Raw genomic sequence first — 18139 nt, 5'->3', positions numbered from 1 at the left:
TCGTCGGACTGCTTTCGCGCTATGGAATTGTCAGTGTTCGTGGCTCATCGACCTATCGACCTTCGCTCCGACACCATCACCCGACCAGATTCGATCATGCGACAAGCAATGGCCGACGCCGAAGTGGGCGACGACGTCCTCGATCACGATCCGACGATGGCGGCGCTCGAGGAAAGAGTGGCGGATCTGCTCGGCTTCGAGGCGGCGCTGTGGGTGCCGTCCGGTTCGATGGGCAACATCATCGCGCTGATGCTCCATCTGCAGCGCGGCGATCGATTCCTGGCCCCCGAGCACGCGCACGTCCTGGGCTCCGAGCTCGGCACCGCAGCATGGTTGGCGGGCGGAATGCCCGAGGCACTTCCCCACGACGGTGGCCCCGGACGCCCCCTTGCGTCGACGGTGCGTGCGGCAGCCGGCGGCGTCGGGCCGTACTTCGCCCTGCGGACCACATTGCTCTCGCTCGAGAACACACACAATTTCGCCGGCGGTGCCGTGTTGAGACCGGACGAGTGGGCGGAACTCGTTGCGGCCGGACGTGACTCGGGATTGAGAATTCACCTCGACGGGGCTCGGCTGTGGAATGCCGCTGTGGCACTCGATGTTCCGATCGCGTCGTTGACCACCGGCGCAGACACGGTGCAGGTATGCCTGAGCAAGGGGCTCGGCGCACCCGTCGGCTCGATGCTCGTCTCCGATGCGGCGCGAATCCATGAGGCCCGGCGTGTGCGAAAGATGTTGGGCGGCGGCGTGCGTCAGGGTGGCGTGCTCGCTGCGGCGGGGCTCGTCGCCCTGGATCGAATCGGCGATCTCGCCAAGGATCACGCAAATGCCTCGACGCTGGCACGCGGCCTTCGTGAACGGGGCTGGGAGGTCGCAGAACCCCAGACGAACATCGTGCTCGCCGCCGTCGCCGATCCTGTACGGACAGTGACCGAGCTGGCCGATCTGGGCATCGCTGCCGTCACCGTCGCGGGCAAGGTGCGCTTCGTCACCCACCGTGACGTCGATGCAGCCGATATCTCCGAGGTGCTGGAGCGGCTGCGCCCCATGTGAGCGCAGCGCTTTCCTGTCGTTCCGCAGGCTCCACTCCTGCCTCGTAGCCTGCTACGAGGAAACACTCACATGCGACGTAGTCGCTCCAAGGCTTCTTCGACATCGGCGGTCGTGCCCGCGAACGAGAATCGCACCGTGTGGTTCCCACGGACGGTGTCGAAGTCGACGCCGGGTGCCAACGCGACCCCGGTCTCGGCCAGCACTCGGGCGCACCAACTCCGCGAGTCGTCGGTGAGATGCGCGATATCCGCGTAGACGTAGAAGGCACCGTCGGCCGGAGCCAGATCGGTGATACCCAACGCGGGCAAACCGTCGAGCAGGATCCTGCGGTTGACGGCGTACCGCTCGACATGCGAATCCAGCTCGCGGCGCGACTCTTCGGTGAACGCCGCAATAGCCGCCACCTGCGAGATCGCCGGCGGGCAGACCGTCATGTTCGACGCCAATCTTTCGACGGCCCTGCGCAATCGAGCCGGCAGCAGCATCCAGCCCATGCGCCACCCCGTCATCGAGAAGTACTTGGACACCGACCCGATGGCCACGGATTCCTTCGACGCCTCCCAGGCGCTCGACGTGTGCGCGTCGCCGTAGGAGATGCCGTGATAGATCTCGTCGGAGACCAACAAGGTTCCGTGCTCGTCGCACCAGCGTGCGATGGCGGCCAGCTCGTCGGGGTCGATGATCGTGCCGGTGGGATTGGCCGGACTGGCGACGATGAGCCCGGCAGGCGGCTCCGGTAGTTCGTCGAGCATCGCGACGGTGGGCTGGAACCGTGTCTCCTCCACACAATCCAGTTCGACGACGCGACAGCCCAACGCCGCCAACGTGTTTCGATATGCCGGGTACCCGGGCCTGGCCATGACGACGGTATCCCCCGCGTCGAACGCAGCGAGGAACAGCAACGTGAATGCGCCCGACGACCCGGTGGTGATCACCACGTCGTCGGCCTCGACGGTGATGCCGTACCGCGTGCTGTGATACTCCGCGATCGCTTGCCGTAGCGGCAGAATGCCCAGCGTCTCGGTGTACCCGAGCAGATGCGAATCCAGAGCGTCTCGGGTGGCGCGCAACACCGGCTCGGGTGCCCTGGTCGACGGCTGACCTGCGGCAAGCGACAGCACATCACCGTGAGTACGCGCCCGCTCGGCCGCCGCGGCGAACACATCCATCACGTGGAACGGCTCGACCTTCGATCGCTGCGATTCACTGTGCATTCCATCGACACTACTGACCTCATCGCCCACTATTCGCACTACCACACGGCATACCGTCGGAGCCCTCGCAAAGTGTGACCTGAGGTCAGTTATCCACAGGAATCAAGGCTATCCACAATTCGCGAATCTCTCTCCCGCGACGACTATTTCGACGCAAGGCTGTGCGAATGACGGTGTACACGCAACAACAACTACTCGATTCGGGAATGACCAGAGGAGCTATCACCTACCGCACCAAGACCGGAAAGTTGACGCGGATACTGCCTGGCATCTACTGCACCGGCGAGCCCGATTTCCGCGACCGGTGCGCCGCGGTCACGTTGTGGCAACCGAAAGCCGTGCTCAGTCACCTGACGGCTGCGTGGTGGTGGACCCTGCTCGACCACGAACCGGAGCAGGTTCACCTCACGATCGCTCGCTCTACAAAACGGGCAGGCCCGCCGTGGGTTCGCCAATACCGCCGAACCCTGATCGAGTCCAGCTACGTCGATCTGCTTCCCGTTGTCACGATCGAACAGTGCATCATCGACGTTGCAGCCATGTTGCCCACGACTGCACTGGAGCAATTCTTCGACGCCGCACTCACGCACAAGGTCAGCTGGCGGGCGGTTGCGCTGCAGTGTGAGGAGTCTGCGGGGATGGCCGGGATTGCAGCGGTGAGAAAACAACTACGCGTGTGTTGTCCACGCACCTTGTCCGAGCCGGAGCGAATAGTGGCGCGCGCACTCACGGCGCGGGGCTACCACTTGGAAATCAACGCCGAGGTGGGCCGGTACTTTGCCGACCTGATGGACCGGAGGTCACGGGTGATCGTGGAGATAGACGGCCGTGAGTTCCACGTAGAGTCCAAGGTGTTCACCAGCGATCGAGTTCGGCAGAACTCTCTGCAACTCGACGGTTGGTTGGTTCTGCGTTATTCGGCAGCGATGGTGATGAGCAACCTCGCTTACGTGGTGGACCAGATCATCGATACGGTGCGTCGACGCCGGAAGGCACTGACCTGAGCGCCCACAATTCGCTCCCAAAATCGGGAAAAGGTGTTTCAGCACGAATAGTGGGCGCTGAGGTCACCTACAGCGAGATGCGACCCTCCACGGCAGCGAGGCCGATGTCGGTGCGGAAGTGGCTGCCCGGCAATCGGATTCCGGCGATCCGGGAGTAGGCGTCATCTCGGGCGGCGGTGAGGTCGAATCCTGTGCCGACGACGCTCAGCACGCGTCCACCCGCGGAGACGACCGCGCCGTCCTTCACAGCGGTGCCGGCATGCAGGACGCCTTCGCCCTCGGAGCCGAGGATCTCGTCACCGGTGCGGGGGCGACCGGGGTAGTTCTCGGCGGCGATGACGACGGTGACCGCCGCGCCGTCCTTCCAGCGCAGAGGCGGCAGTGACGCCAGCGTGCCGGTGGCCGTCGCGTTCAGCGCCTCGCCGAGCGGTGACTCCAGCAAGGCCAGCACCGCCTGAGTCTCGGGATCGCCGAAGCGACAGTTGAATTCGACGACGGCCGGCCCGTCGGCACCCATCGCGAGGCCGGCGTACAGCAGACCCGAGAACGGCACACCACGCTTCACCATCTCGGCCGCAACGGGTTTCACCACATCACGGACGATCTCGTCGACCGCGCCCTCGGGCAACCATGGGAGTGGGGTGTACGCGCCCATGCCCCCGGTGTTGGGGCCGGTATCTCCGTCGCCGACGCGTTTGTGGTCCTGCGCGGGCAGCAGCGGAACCACGGTCTCGCCGTCGACGAGGCAGAACAGGGACACCTCGGGGCCGTCGAGGAACGACTCGAGCAGTACCGGGTGACCGTTTTCGAGGAGTTCGGCGGCGTGGTCGCGGGCGACGAGGCGGTCGGTGGTGACGACGACGCCTTTGCCTGCGGCGAGTCCGTCGTCCTTGACGACCCAGTTGGGGCCGAATCGGTCGAGGGCGGCATCGAGCAGTGCGGGCGAGTCGACTATTTCGCTGTGTGCGGTTCGCACGCCTGCCTGTGCCATGACGTCTTTGGCGAAGGCCTTGGATCCTTCGATGCGTGCGGCGTCGGCCGACGGGCCGAACGTGGCGATGCCGGCCTCGCGCAGAGAATCGGCCACTCCGAGAACCAGGGGCACTTCGGGCCCGATGACGACGAGATCCACCTCGAGCTTCGTGGCCAGTGCTGTCACCGCCTCACCGGATGCCACGTCGACGGCGTGCTGTTCGGCGAGTGTGGCTGTGCCTGCATTGCCGGGAGCGACGAACAGTTTGTCGACCGACGGGTCGGCCTTCAACGCAAGTAGAAGGGCGTGCTCACGAGCACCGGAACCTATGACGAGTACGCGCACAGTGCATCAGACTATCTGCTCGACGCCGACGGGCCCCGCACCTGTCGTGATGCGGGGCCCGTCGGGGATGGCGAGATTACTGTGTCAGGTCGTACAGCGTGACGTTGTCGACGGTGGTCGCGGTGAAGTTCTCGGTCACCCATGCCGAGATTTCGGCCGAGGAACCCGACTCCCTGCCACCCATACCGCCGCCTCCGATGAAGTAGTGGATTCGGCCGTCGGCCACGTACTGCTGGAACTCGGCCAGCGTCGGCGACGGGTCGGTTCCGTTGAAGCCGCCCACGGGCATGACGGGATCCTCGGTGGCCAGTTGATAACCCGCCGCGGTGTTGGCACCGATGGCCGCCGCCACCCAGGTGTACGAACCTGCGTCCTGTTCGAGCATTGCGGTGACCTCGGCGGTCGGGGTGCTGCCTTCGAGCAGTCCACCCATACCGCCGCCCATGCCCATCTCGGCTCCGCCCGGCAGCTGGCCGGCCTGACCCGGGAGTCCCGCCGGTGGCTGCATTCCGGCCGGCATCTGTGCACCGGGAGGCAGCTGCATTCCACCCGGCAGACCACCCTGCCCGCGCTGGCCCTCACCCATGCCGCCGAATCCGCGCATACCGGTGCTCGGCCCGGCGGACACGATCGATCCGGTGTGCGGGGTGCCGATCGTGTCCACCGCGTACGCCGTCGGCCCGGCCAGTCCGGCGAACATCACCGCGAGAATCGCGACCGCGGCGAGCCTGCCGCGAGTGAGGGCCGGAATCAGCAGAGCCACCACCGCCACCACACCGACGACCAGGATCGCCCACTTCAGCCACGGCACGAAGCTCGCGCTACGGCCGAGCAGCACCCACGCCAGGGCGACGGTCGACGCCGCCGCGAGCGCCATCGCGATCCGGACCCACAACCGCTGTCGTTCGCGCCACAGCATCACACTGCCGATACCGACGAGCGCAGCGGCGGCAGGCGAGAGTGCGACCGTGTAATACGAGTGGAAGATGCCGGCCATGAAGCTGAACGTCAGACCGGTGACGAGCAGCCATGCGCCCCACACGATCAACGACGCGCGTGGCGCATCGGTGCGAGGGGCTCTGCCTCGCAACACAAGTCCCGTTACCAGCAGCAACAATGCGGCGGGGATGAGCCAGGCGATCTGGCCGCCCTGGGAGGCGTCGAACATGCGGAGGATGCCGGTCTCGCCCCACATCGACCCGCCGCCGCCACCGACACCGCCCGGGGTGACGCTGCCGGTCTCGTTGCCACTGAGTCGGCCCAACCCGTTGTAGCCGAGAGTCAGTTCCAGAATCGAATTGTTCTGCGAGCCACCGACCCACGGCCGCGAGGATGCCGGCCAGAATTCGACGATCAGCAACCACCAACCGGCCGAGACGATCATGGCTCCGAGCGCGGCGAACAGTTGCAGCACTCGAGTGCCGAGTTTGGGCGGCCCAGCGATCAAATACGTCAAGGCCAGCGGCGGTACGACGAGCATCACCTGAAGCTGCTTGGTGAGAAAGCCGAATCCGACGAACATACCGGTGATCAACAGCCACTTGGTCTTTCCCGATTCGACGCCTCGCAGCATGGCCCAGACGGCGGCGATCATCAGCAGCACCAGCAACGCGTCGGGATTGTTGAACCGAAACATCAGTGCGGCAACGGGAGTCAGCGCCAGCACCAGTCCCGCGAGCAGCCCGGCGGCCGCACCGAATCGGCGCACGACGACGGCTCGCAGCAGCGCAACGGAGGCGACTCCGAGGAGCGCCTGAGGCACCAGCATCGCCCAGGTGTTCAGCCCGAACACCCGCACCGACAACGACATCAGCCACAGTGACATCGGCGGCTTGTCGACGGTGATGGAGTTGGCCGCGTCGGAGGACCCGAAGAAGAACGCCTTCCACGACACCGAACCTGCTTGTATCGCTGCGGAATAGAAGGAGTTGGCCCAACCCGAGGCACCGAGTCCCCAGATGTATGCCACGCCCGTGCCGATCAGCAGAGCGGTCAACCCCAGGAGTTCCCACCGCCGGGAGGTCGCCGGCTCGGTCGGCGCGGCCGCGGACGGCCGTTCGATCGTCGTGGTCATCGGTTCTCCCCCGAAGGATCGGACACCGAAAGATCGGACACCGAAAGATCGGACTCCGGACTACGGAAGACCCACCGCAGTGCGACGAATCGGCACACGGTGGCAACGAGATTGGCGACGACGAGAACGGCGAGTTCGACGTGCCGCGACACGTCCGGGGACCAGGCGTGCAGTACCGCGAGCGAGCCGCTGGTCATCAGCAGCGCGACACCGAAGATCGCCAGACCCTGCAGCTGGTGCTTACCCGCGCTCGCGGGCCCTCGGACGCCGAAAGTGAAGGCACGGTTGGCCGCTGTGTTCAGTACCGCGGTGATGAGCAGTCCGGCGAAGTTCGCGGCCTGTGCCCCGATCATGGGATGCAGCACCAGATACAGCAGTGCGTAGGCCACGGTGCTCGCGACACCGATGATGCCGAATCGCACCAGCTGGCCGATCATTCCGTGCGGTACACCGGCCACGAGCGGCTCCCGTCCCAGGCTTCGACGCAGTTCGGCGACGGGGAGCATTCCGGTCGCAAGAGCCCGACCGACGCGCCAGCATCCCTGCAGATCCTTGACGGCGGTATCGAGGAGGTGGACGCTGCTGTCGGGGTCGTCGACCCAATCGACCGGCACCTCGTGAATCCGTAGGCCGACCTTCTCGGCGATGACCAGCAGTTCGGTGTCGAAGAACCATCCGGTGTCTTCGACGAGTGGAAGCAACTGGCGAGCAACATCGGTGCGCATCGCCTTGAACCCGCACTGAGCGTCGGAGAAGCGGGCGCGCAGCGAGGTGCGCAGGATGAGATTGTAACTGCGCGAGATCAATTCACGTTTCACTCCGCGAACGACCCGGGACGACCGGTTCAGCCGAGAGCCGATGGCGAGGTCCGAGTGACCCGACAGCAGTGGGGCGACGAGCGGCATGAGGGCGTTGAGGTCGGTGGACAGATCGACATCCATGTAGGCAACGACGTCGGCGTCGGACGCGAGCCACACCGCTTTGAGCGCCCGCCCGCGTCCCTTCTCATCGAGGTGATGAACCCGAACTCCGTCGATCTCGTCGGCTAGCCGATGCGCCACCGCGAGGGTGCAGTCCGTACTTGCGTTGTCGGCGATGGTGATCCGCGACCGAAACGGGATCCTTTCCTGGAGATGCTCGTGCAGTCGACGAATGCACTGCTCGAGATCCGCCTCTTCGTTGTACACCGGGATGACCACCTCGAGCGTGGCCGTTGCGTTCGAGCCGGGCCGGTGGCCTGCTGCTCGGGCGAGGTAGTTCGTTGTCATGAGGCAACACTCGTGTGTGCAGCTGGACCCACGCTGCGACGAACCTGGCAATCACCTGGGAGGACAGGAGCGCAGCCTGCGGAGTGACCAAGAGGCACAGCTCATAAGGCATTCTGTCCCCATGGCTTCTATTTTCAGCAAGATCATCGCAGGTGAGATTCCCGGACGGTTCGTCTGGCAAGACGACGACGTCGTGGCGTTTCTGACGATTGCCCCCGTCACTCAGGGACACACGTTGGTGGTTCCGCGTGCGGAGATCGATCAGTGGCAGGACGTCGACGGTGCCGTGTTCGCCAAGATCACTGCCGTCGCGCAGATCATCGGTCAGGCTGTCAGGACGGCGTTCGACGCGCCCAGGGCCGGGCTGTTGATCGCCGGTCTCGAGGTGCCGCACCTGCATCTGCACGTGTTTCCGGCGTACGACATGGGCAATTTCGATATCTCCGGTGCGGATCCGAACCCGTCCGCGGAGTCACAGGACGAGGCTGCCGACAAGCTTCGAGCAGCGCTACGCCACCTCGGGCACGAGGCTCACGTCCCTAACTGATGCGCCTCGCTCAGCGCAGAGGTGCCAGTAGCCGTCGGCGCGTTCGAAGCTGCGTCGATACCGCGTCGGATCGGTTGTCCGGGTCGTAACCCGGTCCGATGTCGGTATCGATGTCGCGTGGGCCGGGCGCGACGCCACACTCGGGGCACAGTCCGAGCGGTCCCAGATCTGTCCCGCAGGTCGCATGCAGAAACCGGCGACGTGTGCCCGTGGGCTTCGGGTTCTGTTTCTCGCCCCAGTAGCTCAGAGCGTAGACGGCCGGCCACAGTCCTTCGAGGGCGTGCGTCGGGACGTAGTCGTCGTGGCCGCCGCCGTGGGCTCGGGCTTGCCGGTCGAGCAATCCGGCATCGACCAGGGTGCCGAGCCGTTGAGCCAGGACTGCCTTGGAAATGTCGAGGTGGACCTGGAAGTCGCCGAAGCGTCGGACCCCGAAGAAGCTGTCGCGCACGATGAGCATGGTCCAGCGCTCGCCGACGAGTTCGAGCGCGCGGGCCAAGGGGCAGTCCTGGCGGGCGTAGTCGGTTCCGAGTGCCATGCGCCGATCGTACAGTCTGTTGACCGAACCAAGTTGGCCGTTTACAGTTCGATCACCAGACCAGAGAGACGACGATGACCGACACTGCACCCACGCCCGCCGGCACCACGAACGGCACCCGCGCACTGGCCGTCGCCGCATCGGGCACCTTGTTGACGCTGATGGCGTTCACCGCTCCGCTCGCCACGATCAACAGCACCGCGCTGGACCTGATGTCGGACGCGGCGGGACGGACCTGGATTCTGAGCTCGATGAGCATCGGCCTCGCCGCCGCGTTGCTCACCACCGGCACCGTCGCAGACGACTTCGGCCGTCGCCGCACCTTCGTACTCGGAGCAGTCGTTCTGGCCGTCGGCGCAATCGTTTGTGCCGTCTCTCCCAACACCCTCATCTTCGTGCTGGCCCGCATCCTGCAAGGCCTCGGCGGTGCCGCGGTCGTCGCATCGAGCCTCGGCATCATCGCGCACACGCACCCGGCCGGGCCGGTGCGCGCCAAGGCCAGCGGAGTCTGGGGTGCCAGCGTGGGGGCCGGTATCGCGCTCGGCCCGCTGCTCGCCGCGCTTCTCGACCGGTGGGCCAGCTGGCGTGAGGCGTACGTGGTCCTCGCGATCGCCACTCTCGTGCTCGCCGTCGTCGCGCAGCTGCGCGTCGAAGAATCCATGTCCGACGCCCCGCGCGGCCTCGATCCGGTCGGCGCGGTGCTGTTGGCCACGGGCATCGGCGCACTACTGGCCGCGCTGGTCGAGGGTCGGCAGGGGTGGACCGCCGTGACTCCCATCGTGTTGTTCGTTCTCGCCGCGCTACTGCTGCTGGCCTTCGTCGCGCTCGAATTGCGCAGTGCGAGCCCGATGCTCGATCTCATGTTGTTTCGGCATCCACCGTTTCTCGCCGCCACGGTCGCCGCCCTGGCCACGGGCGGCGGGATCATCGCACTGATGTCGTACATGGCCGGGTTCGTGGGCACCGCGCTCGGCATCGATGCCCTCGGGGCAGCGATTCTGCTGTTCGCGTGGTCTGCGACCTCGGTCGTCACCGCCCTGCTGGCTCGGCGCATCCCGGCCGCCATCAGCGGCCGGACCCAGCTCGCCGCCGGACTGATCGGTGTGGCACTCGGCATGGTGATGCTGACGGGCCTCGCCGCGGACGCCGGTTGGCCTCGGCTGCTGCCGGGACTGCTCGTGGCGGGCGTCGCCAGTGGCGTCCTCAACGCCGCGCTGGGACGCGAGGCCGTGGCCAGCGTCCCGGTCGGACGCGGCGGAATGGGCAGCGGGGCCAACAACACCGCGCGCTACGTCGGATCCGCTGTCGGCGTCACCGTCGTCGCTGTGGTCGCCGTGCCGGCCGGCGATCATGCCGCGGCCGCTCTGGTCACGAACTGGAACACCGCGGCTCTGCTCACCGCGGCCATTTCGCTCGTCGGAGCTGCGGTCGTGGCGATGTCACGCACCCGGCGGTAGCGAGTACTCCTGCTCGGGACGCCCGGTCGATCCGTACCGCAGCTGCATCCGCAGCCGACCCTTGGACACCAGGGTGGCCAGATACCGCTGGGCCGTCGCTCGCGAAATGCCGATGGCCGCAGCAACTTCTCCGGCCGACATCGGCTCCGCCGTTCCGCGCACCGCGTCGAGCACCAGGTCTCGGGTGACCGACTGCGAGGCCGGTAACGGAGCCGCAGCGCGCGGGCGGAGGGCGTCGAGCCCACCGTCGATGTCCGCCTGAGTCAGTTCGTCCGTGCGGTCGAGCGCGCCGCGGTATGCGAGATACCCGGTGAGGCGATCGACCAGCGCCGAGCGCGGAAACGGCTTGATCAGGTATGTCCATGCGCCCGCGGTCATCGCCGAGCGCACCGTGTGCTGATCCGCAGCTGCGGAGAGCACCACCGCGTCACACGGCAGCTCTCGCACCAGATCGATACCGGACCCGTCCGGCAGATACACGTCCACGAGAGCCAGGTCGAAGGACTGGGTGGCCAGCATTTCTCGCGCCTGGGCGATACTCGTCGCCACTGCGGCCACCTCGTACTGGTCGAGTGAATTCACCAGTGCCGCATGCAGATCCGCGACCCGGAAGTCGTCGTCGACGACGAGAACTCTCATTGCGTCACCTCTTCGATCAGTAGGGCATCGGGAATCGAGGCGATGAACACTGCGCCCCCGCGGTCGTTGTCGGCCGTGATCTGCCCGCCGGCATCGGCCAACGTCACTTCGCCGCCTCGGGTTCGCGCGATCTGTCGGCTCAGTGCCAATCCCACACCTCGGCCACCCGGCGTATCCGCCGTCGACTTGGTCGAGACTCCCTCGACGAACACCTGCTCGGGCGCCAACGCAACGCCGTCACCCGAATCGACGACGACGATATGCAGGGTCGAATCCTCCTGCACCAGCTCGACTTCCACTTCGGCAGGTCGACGTGCACCGAGCCGTGCTGCGTCGATGGCGTTGTCGATCAGGTTGCCCAGCACGGTGGTGACGTCCACCGGTCCGACCAGTTCGCCACCGACCCAGGTGTTCTCCCCCAACACCAGTCGCACGCCACTCTCGCGCGCGTGTGCCGCCTTGGCCGTGAGAAAGGAACGTAGGTAGGCGTCGGAGACCGCATCGATGCCCTCGACCGCCTCCGATCTCGGTCCGACACCGAGAATCTCGTCGATGTACTCCGACGCCCGATCGGGGTGGCCCTCGTGCAGCAGCCCACTGACCAGATGCATCCGGTTGGCGAACTCGTGTCGCTGGGCGCGCAGCACCGCGGACATCGACTGCACCGCGTCGAGTTGACGCGTCAGTGCCTCCACGTCCGTTCGATCTCGCACGGTGAGTACCGTCCCCAGATCTCGATTGTCACGCAGCACCTTTCGCGCCGCCGCGATGACGACGACCTCGTCGACGGCCGCGAGTACCGGCTCGCCCGTAGGGATCTCGATGACCTCGAGCAATCTGGGTGTCAGACCGATGTCCTCCACGCGCATTCCCGGCTTCCCCTCGATCGAGAGCAAGGTGCGCGCCTCGTCGTTGACGACGGTGACGATGCCGTCCGGATCGATGGCCACCACGCCTTCGCCGATGCCGTGCAGCACCGCCTCCTGCTCGCGCACGAGCTCGGCGAGTTCCTCGGGTTCGAGGCCCAGGGTCAGCCGCTTCCACCTGCGCGCCAGCAGGATCGAGCCCAGCACACCCAACAGCAGCACTGCGCCGGTGACCAGTGCGCCGTTGATCAGATCCTTCACCAGCTCGGTTCGCACTGCCGTCGTGGAGATTCCGACGCTCACTTCGCCGATCACGACGTCTGCCGAGCCCGGAGCCAGGATGGGCACTTTGGCACGGACGGAGTCGCCCAGCGTGCCGCGTTGGGATTCGACGACCTCGTTGCCCGCCAATGCGCCGGACGGATCGGTACTCACCCGTTGCCCCAGGACGGTCGGATCCGGATGTGCCAGGCGCAGTCCCCGGTCGTCGGTGATGACGACGAACAGTGCATCGGTGCGCTCCCGGGTGCTTTCGCCCGTCCGTTGCAGCGCACCGCCTGCCAGCACTCCCGCCGGCGCAGCATCGGTTCCGGCGGTGTCCGCGGCCGAGAACTGCCCCACGAGCGAACGCACCTCGGGGTCGGTGGCCACGGTCCGCGCAACCGCGAGTGCCCGCTCGCCGTACTCCTCGTTGGCCTGTTCGCCACTGCTGATCGCGAATACTCCGAACGCCACTGCGAGCGCCACCGCAACCAACGCGGCCTGCAGCAGCAGCACTTGAGTCCTCAATCGCACCAGCCAAGGCTAGAGCGAGAGCTGCTCGAGCACAATGCGCAAAAGGCGCTTTACGTTGCTTGCGCGGGTAGTGCGCACAACGGCGAACATGTGATGCCGGTTACGTAACTTCAGTCACAACACGTAGTCCAACCGGACCCACCTCACACATTTCGAGAAGGAGTGCACGATGTTGGTGATACTCGGCTTCCTCATGGTAGCCGCCTTCATGTTCTTGATCTTGACCAAGAGAGCCACGCCCGTCGTCGCACTCACCCTCGTCCCCGTCATCTTCGGTCTGCTGGCCGGCGCGGGACTCGGCATCGGTGACATGATCACCGACGGCATCAAGTCCCTGGCCCCCACCGCGGCCCTGCTGTTCTTCGCCATCATCTTCTTCGGAATCATGATCGACGTAGGCCTGTTCGACCCACTGGTGCGCGGCATCCTTCGTGTCGTACGCAACGACCCGATGAAACTTGTTGTCGGAACGGCCATTCTGGCCATGGTCGTCTCGCTCGACGGCGACGGCTCGACCACCTTCATCATCGTCACGTCCGCACTGCTGCCGCTCTACCTGAAACTCGGTGTCAGCCCGGTCATTCTGACGGTCGTCGCCGGACTCGCCAACGGCACGATGAACATCATTCCGTGGGGCGGCCCGACGGTTCGCGCTGCATCCGCTCTGGGAATCTCCCCGTCCGACGTGTTCGTTCCGATGGTTCCGTCGATGATCGTCGGCCTGATCATCGTGCTGCTCTTCGCCGTTCACCTCGGCATCATGGAGCGTCGACGCATCGGCAAGCTGATCTACGAACCCGAGCTGGTTGCCTCCGGCGGTGGCGGAAGCATCCGCAAGGGCGGCAAGGGAACCGGCGGAGCAGGAACCGGCGGATCGGACGGCTCCGGCGAATCGGGTCAGTTCTTCGACGGTCTCGACCCCAATCGCGACACGCTGCGCCCGAAGTTGCTCTGGTTCAACGCTGCTCTGACGGTCGTTCTACTCGTCATCCTGGTCATGGACATTCTTCCCATTCCGGTGCTGTTCATGATCGCTGCCTCGATCGCGCTGACGGTCAACTTCCCGAAGGTCAAGGAGCAGGGCGACGCGATAGCTCGGCACTCGTCCTCCATCGTCTCCGTCGTCGCCATGGTGCTCGCCGCAGCAATCCTGACGGGCGTCTTCCAGGGCACCGGCATGGTCGAAGCCATGGCCGAGTGGCTGCTCAACGTCATCCCGTCGGGAATGGGCCCGTACCTGGCCGTCATCACCGGCATCCTGAGCATCCCGCTGACGTTCTTCATGACCAACGACGCCTTCTACTTCGGCATCCTGCCGGTGCTCACCGAGACCGCGAGCAAGTACGGCATCGACCCGGTCGAGATGGCCCGTGCCTCGATCACCGGTCAGCCCGTCCACCTGCAGAGCCCGCTGGTTCCGGCCATCCTGCTCCTGGTGACCCTGGCCGGAGTCTCGCTGGCCGATCACCACAAGAAGGTGTTGTGGCGAGCGGTGGTCGTCTCCCTCGCAATGCTGGCGGTCGGCATCGTCCTCGGTCAGATTCCGTTCGGCTGATCCCTCACCCCCACCTTCCTGAAAGAGACACCGTCATGACTGTTGGCGTACTGCACAACAATTCACCCGAGGGCCGCGCAGCGCTCGCGGCCGCCGTTCGAGAAGCTCGGATCAGAGAGACCGATCTGGTCGTCCTGCACGCACTGTCGGGATCGGCCGAGCCGTCCGCCGAGGCAGGAGAAACCGCTGCGGTCTCCACCTCAGTAGAGACCGCCTTGGCCGACATCGACAACGCCGAGGCCGTGGCCTGGACCGTGGCGGTGGGTCGCCCCGATCCCGACGCCGTGAACACTCTGCTGACTCTGGTGGAGGAGCAGAAGTCCGAGATCCTCGTCGTCGGCTCCCGGCACCGCTCGGCAGTCGGCAAGTTCCTGATGGGACAGACGATTCAGCGCCTGCTGCTCGAAATTCCGGTTCCGGTTCTACTGGTCAAGTCCGGAGCGTGAATGTTGCCGACAAGGTGACGACCGTAGTGCGGCACAGCCTCCGATGGATCGGCCTCGCGGCCGTATCCGTCGGGGGCTGGGCCCTTTTCGCGAGTCTGGGCCTCACCGCGCCGTCGCTGTTCGCCGCACTCGTCGTCGCCGTGGTGTTCGCATTGACCGGGTTGGGTCCGGCCGCGGTCCCCCGTCCCGCGTCCATGGCAGCGCAGGGCACGCTGGCGGTGACGATCGGACTCATGCTCGACACCGACACCCTCGCTGCGCTGGGAGAGAACTGGCTTCCCGCGGTCACCGTCGGGTTGGCAACCCTGATCGTCAGTGCCGGCTGCGGCGCTCTGCTGGCACTGCACCGCGACGTCGATCCGGTGACCGGAGCATTGTCTCTGATTGCCGGTGGCGCAACAGGTCTGGTGTCGGTCGCCCGCGAGCTCGGCGGCGACGAGCGCATCGTCGCCGTGGTCCAGTATCTCCGCGTGGCGTTGGTGGTCGTCACGATGCCGTTGATCGTCACCTTCGCTTTTCACACCGACACCGGTGGCACGTCCGGTACCGATGAGGCGTCGACGACACCGTGGTACATCGGCACGGCCTTTCTGATCGGTGCCGTCGTCGTCGGAATCCTGCTCGCGAAGACGATCCGACTCCCCGCCCCCGCCACGCTCGGACCGCTGATCGTCGCCGGAGCCTGCGAGCTACTCGGCTGGCCCGTCGACATCTCCGTCCCGGAAGTACTGCTGCCGCTGGCGTTCATCGTCATCGGATGGCAAGCGGGACTTGCCTTCACCGTCGCCAGCCTGCGGGCCATCGGACGCATCTTCCCGTGGGCCGCGCTGCTCGTACTCACGATCGGTCTGATCTGCGCACTCCTGGGCTGGGCGCTGTCCGCCGTCACCGGAGTCAGTATGTTGACCGGTTATCTCGCGACGACGCCCGGCGGACTGGCCGCAGTGCTCGCCGTGTCCGCGACGACGGGATCGGACGTCACGTTCGTCGCCTGCGTTCAGGTGATCCGGCTGGTGTCGATGCTCGTGGCCGCGCCCCTCGCTGCTGCCGCGTACACCAAGATCGCCGAACGCAAGAAGGATCGGTCCATGGCCGGGTGAGCGGATCAGTCTGCAGCCCTGGGTAGTTCGACCCGGAACGTGGCACCCGCGCCGGGAGTACTTCGCACGTCCACGGTCCCGTTATGGGCGGCGACCAGGGCTGCGACTATGGACAGGCCGAGCCCACTGCCCCCGCTCTCACGGGTCCGGGACGAGTCGGTGCGATAGAACCGCTCGAAGACGTGAGCTGCCTCCTCCTCGCCCAGCCCGGGGCCGGTGTCCTGCACCTCGAGCACCACCGACTCCTCGGTGGTGCCCACGCACACCGTGATCGACGCGGACTCGGGCGTGTGCCGCACTGCGTTCCCCACGAGGTTGGCCAACACCTGACGCAGCCGGGCATCGTCGCCGGCGACCTCCGGAATACCCGGTCCTGCCGATACCTTCAACGAGATGTCGCGTGCGGGCGAGACGGCTTTCGCATCGTGCACGGCATCGGCGGCGATGGTGAGCACGTCGACCTGACGTACCTCGAGGGGACGCTGGGCATCGAGTCGCGCGAGCATGAGCAGATCCTCGACGAGCAGTCCCATGCGCGCCGATTCGCCCTCGATCCGCGTCATCAACAATGCGATGTCGCTCATCGCCCCCTGCCGGTACAGCTCGGCGAATCCCCGGATGGTCGTCAGCGGAGTCCGCAGTTCGTGGCTGGCGTCGGCGACGAACCGGCGCATCCGATCCTCGGACGCCCGCGCCGCTTCTTCCGAGGCGGCGGTCGCTGCGAACGCCCGCTGTATCTGCGAGAGCATTCCGTTCAATGCCGCCGACAGTCGACCGACTTCCGTTCTCTCGCTGCGGTGGGGCACCCGCCGGTGCAGATCGCCTGCGGCAATCGCAGCTGCCGTCGTCTCCACCTCACGCAACGGCCGCAGACTGCGCCGCACCACGAAGTACGCCACCACACCCAACACCACCAATACCGCTGCTCCGATGTACAACTGGAGCACCATCAGTCGGCTGACGGTCTGCTGATTGGGACCCAGCGGAATTCCCACAGTGGTGGATCCGTCACTGTTGGTCACCGTCAACACGCGCCACTGTTTCCCTGGGTCGCTCTCGGAGCCGACCGTCGTCGGGCGATCGGCGGTGACACCGGATAGATCCGGAACACTTTCTGCCACATCGTTGATGGGTCCCCGTACGGTGCCGTCGTTCGCCACGGACCGGACGTAGAAATTCGACGGCGGGCGACCAGGATTGGGCTCGCCTATAGGTGGAAGTGGGCGGGAGTCCGGTTGCGCCCACCCCCGAGATGCCTCGACCAACTGCTGATCGAGGCGACGCATCAACGACGTCTCCAACGAGGACGTCACCGCGACACCCGATGCCAGCAGTCCGAGCCCGACCAACAGCAGCAGGGCCGCAACCAGAGTGAAGCGCAGCGGGATGTCCCCCAGCCGTGAGCGGAGGCCGGTCACCGCGGCTGCCGCATGACGTAGCCGACGCCCCGCAACGTGTGGATCAATCGGGTATCGCCCGTGTCGACCTTACGACGCAGATACGACACGTACGACTCCACCACTCCCACCTCACCGCCGAAGTCGTAGTGCCACACGTGATCCAGAATGCGCGGCTTGCTCAGCACCGTTCCGGCATTGACCATGAAGTACCGCAGCAGCGTGAACTCGGTCGGCGAGAGCGAGACCGGCTCGCCTGCCTTCCACACCTCGTGGGTGTCGTCGTCGAGTTCGATGTCCGCGAACGCGACTCGGGACGATTCGGTCTCCTCGGTCCGACCGGACCGGCGCAGAATCACCCGGAGCCGAGCCACCACTTCCTCGAGGCTGAACGGCTTGGTGACGTAGTCGTCCGCGCCGAGCGTCAGACCGGTCACCTTGTCTTCCACGGAATCTCGCGCTGTCAGGAACAGCGCCGGAGCATCCACTCCGTCTGCACGCAGCCTGCGCAGCAGACCGAAGCCGTCCATGCCCGGCATCATGACGTCGAGGATCAGTGCCTCGGGCCGAAAGGTACGCGACTTGTCCAGGGCCTCGGGGCCGGAGGACGCCGTCGCGACCTCGAATCCCTGGAACTTGAGACTGACCGCCAACAGCTCGACGATGGTCGGTTCGTCGTCGACGATCAGTACACGCGCTTCGGGGGTTTCGCTCACGGTGTCCATCATCGCGCGCGTTGCTGCTCGTCCGCTGGACTCTCGCTGTGAGGTTGCTGTGAGCCCCGACAGAGAGGGGCCCCAAGAGAGGGCATGATGGAGCGCGATGCTCCCTGCGAACACCGATCGCCGCCCGAGGCGCAGGCCGACGGTCA

General features: G+C 65.9%; 16 protein-coding genes. 7 read left to right on the top strand and 9 right to left on the bottom strand.

Going from position 1 to position 18139, the window contains the following annotated elements; translation table 11 throughout:
- Nucleotides 1–21: 21 nt before the first annotated feature.
- On the top strand, nt 22–1053 hold the full coding sequence (locus AB0O58_RS20105; RefSeq protein ID WP_206497849.1) for a GntG family PLP-dependent aldolase: 1032 nt from the start codon (nt 22–24) through the stop codon (nt 1051–1053).
- A gap of 65 nt (nt 1054–1118) precedes the next feature.
- Here AB0O58_RS20105 and AB0O58_RS20100 read toward each other — a convergent pair whose 3' ends face one another.
- Nucleotides 1119–2267 (bottom strand): pyridoxal phosphate-dependent aminotransferase, encoded by a 1149-nt coding sequence (locus tag AB0O58_RS20100; protein WP_206497850.1) that lies wholly within the window; start codon nt 2265–2267, stop codon nt 1119–1121.
- Between the two features lie 167 nt (nt 2268–2434).
- Here AB0O58_RS20100 and AB0O58_RS20095 point away from each other — a divergent pair, with 167 nt between their 5' ends.
- Nucleotides 2435–3271, top strand: a complete 837-nt coding sequence (locus AB0O58_RS20095) for a DUF559 domain-containing protein (RefSeq protein WP_287454847.1) — start codon at nt 2435–2437, stop codon at nt 3269–3271.
- Nucleotides 3272–3338: 67 nt separating this feature from the next.
- Here the strand turns inward: AB0O58_RS20095 and purD are convergent, their stop codons facing one another.
- The 3 genes from purD to AB0O58_RS20080 all read right to left on the bottom strand — a co-directional run bounded on the left by purD (nt 3339) and on the right by AB0O58_RS20080 (nt 7931).
- A complete protein-coding gene (purD, locus tag AB0O58_RS20090; protein ID WP_094644419.1) occupies nt 3339–4589 on the bottom strand; it encodes a phosphoribosylamine--glycine ligase in 1251 nt (416 codons plus the stop codon).
- Between the two features lie 76 nt (nt 4590–4665).
- Complete coding sequence (locus AB0O58_RS20085; protein WP_366238672.1) at nt 4666–6663, bottom strand: glycosyltransferase family 39 protein; 1998 nt, start codon at nt 6661–6663, stop codon at nt 4666–4668.
- Entirely contained in the window at nt 6660–7931 is a 1272-nt protein-coding gene (locus AB0O58_RS20080; RefSeq protein WP_057473653.1) for a bifunctional glycosyltransferase family 2/GtrA family protein, read from the bottom strand. Before AB0O58_RS20080 ends, AB0O58_RS20085 begins: the two co-directional genes overlap by 4 nt.
- A gap of 121 nt (nt 7932–8052) precedes the next feature.
- Between AB0O58_RS20080 and AB0O58_RS20075 the strand changes: the two genes are divergently transcribed.
- Nucleotides 8053–8478: an HIT family protein gene (locus AB0O58_RS20075; protein WP_027495798.1), complete on the top strand. Its 426-nt coding sequence runs from the start codon at nt 8053–8055 to the stop codon at nt 8476–8478.
- A 10-nt stretch (nt 8479–8488) separates the two neighbouring features.
- On the opposite strand, the gene AB0O58_RS20070 is transcribed toward AB0O58_RS20075, so the two are convergent.
- Nucleotides 8489–9013: a helix-turn-helix domain-containing protein gene (locus AB0O58_RS20070; RefSeq protein WP_032386391.1), complete on the bottom strand. Its 525-nt coding sequence runs from the start codon at nt 9011–9013 to the stop codon at nt 8489–8491.
- Between the two features lie 74 nt (nt 9014–9087).
- Between AB0O58_RS20070 and AB0O58_RS20065 the strand changes: the two genes are divergently transcribed.
- On the top strand, nt 9088–10470 hold the full coding sequence (locus AB0O58_RS20065) for an MFS transporter (protein ID WP_057473652.1): 1383 nt from the start codon (nt 9088–9090) through the stop codon (nt 10468–10470).
- On the opposite strand, the gene AB0O58_RS20060 is transcribed toward AB0O58_RS20065, so the two are convergent.
- Together AB0O58_RS20060 and AB0O58_RS20055 are read right to left on the bottom strand one after the other, a co-directional pair.
- Nucleotides 10453–11109 (bottom strand): response regulator, encoded by a 657-nt coding sequence (locus tag AB0O58_RS20060; protein ID WP_057473651.1) that lies wholly within the window; start codon nt 11107–11109, stop codon nt 10453–10455. The two genes, AB0O58_RS20065 and AB0O58_RS20060, sit on opposite strands and share 18 nt — an antisense overlap.
- Entirely contained in the window at nt 11106–12770 is a 1665-nt protein-coding gene (locus tag AB0O58_RS20055) for a sensor histidine kinase (RefSeq protein WP_057473650.1), read from the bottom strand. Before AB0O58_RS20055 ends, AB0O58_RS20060 begins: the two co-directional genes overlap by 4 nt.
- A gap of 169 nt (nt 12771–12939) precedes the next feature.
- Between AB0O58_RS20055 and AB0O58_RS20050 the strand changes: the two genes are divergently transcribed.
- From AB0O58_RS20050 to AB0O58_RS20040, 3 genes are read left to right on the top strand one after another with little or no spacing between them, the layout of a single operon-like run.
- Nucleotides 12940–14325, top strand: coding sequence for a citrate:proton symporter (locus AB0O58_RS20050; RefSeq protein WP_057473649.1), 1386 nt, complete (start codon nt 12940–12942; stop codon nt 14323–14325).
- A 35-nt stretch (nt 14326–14360) separates the two neighbouring features.
- Nucleotides 14361–14771, top strand: coding sequence for a universal stress protein (locus AB0O58_RS20045; RefSeq protein WP_027495792.1), 411 nt, complete (start codon nt 14361–14363; stop codon nt 14769–14771).
- On the top strand, nt 14768–15871 hold the full coding sequence (locus tag AB0O58_RS20040) for an AbrB family transcriptional regulator (RefSeq protein WP_053068879.1): 1104 nt from the start codon (nt 14768–14770) through the stop codon (nt 15869–15871). Before AB0O58_RS20045 ends, AB0O58_RS20040 begins: the two co-directional genes overlap by 4 nt.
- Before the next feature lie 5 nt (nt 15872–15876).
- On the opposite strand, the gene AB0O58_RS20035 is transcribed toward AB0O58_RS20040, so the two are convergent.
- Both AB0O58_RS20035 and AB0O58_RS20030 read right to left on the bottom strand, forming a co-directional pair.
- Nucleotides 15877–17259: a HAMP domain-containing sensor histidine kinase gene (locus AB0O58_RS20035; protein WP_082519284.1), complete on the bottom strand. Its 1383-nt coding sequence runs from the start codon at nt 17257–17259 to the stop codon at nt 15877–15879.
- Nucleotides 17260–17285: 26 nt separating this feature from the next.
- Complete coding sequence (locus AB0O58_RS20030; RefSeq protein ID WP_027495789.1) at nt 17286–17993, bottom strand: response regulator transcription factor; 708 nt, start codon at nt 17991–17993, stop codon at nt 17286–17288.
- Nucleotides 17994–18139: the final 146 nt, after the last annotated feature.

Origin of the sequence: Rhodococcus sp. NPDC080181 (genome assembly GCF_040702225.1) — a bacterium.
Taxonomy (GTDB): Bacteria; Actinomycetota; Actinomycetes; order Mycobacteriales; family Mycobacteriaceae; genus Rhodococcoides; species Rhodococcoides fascians.
This window is presented reverse-complemented; position numbering and strand designations above follow the sequence as displayed.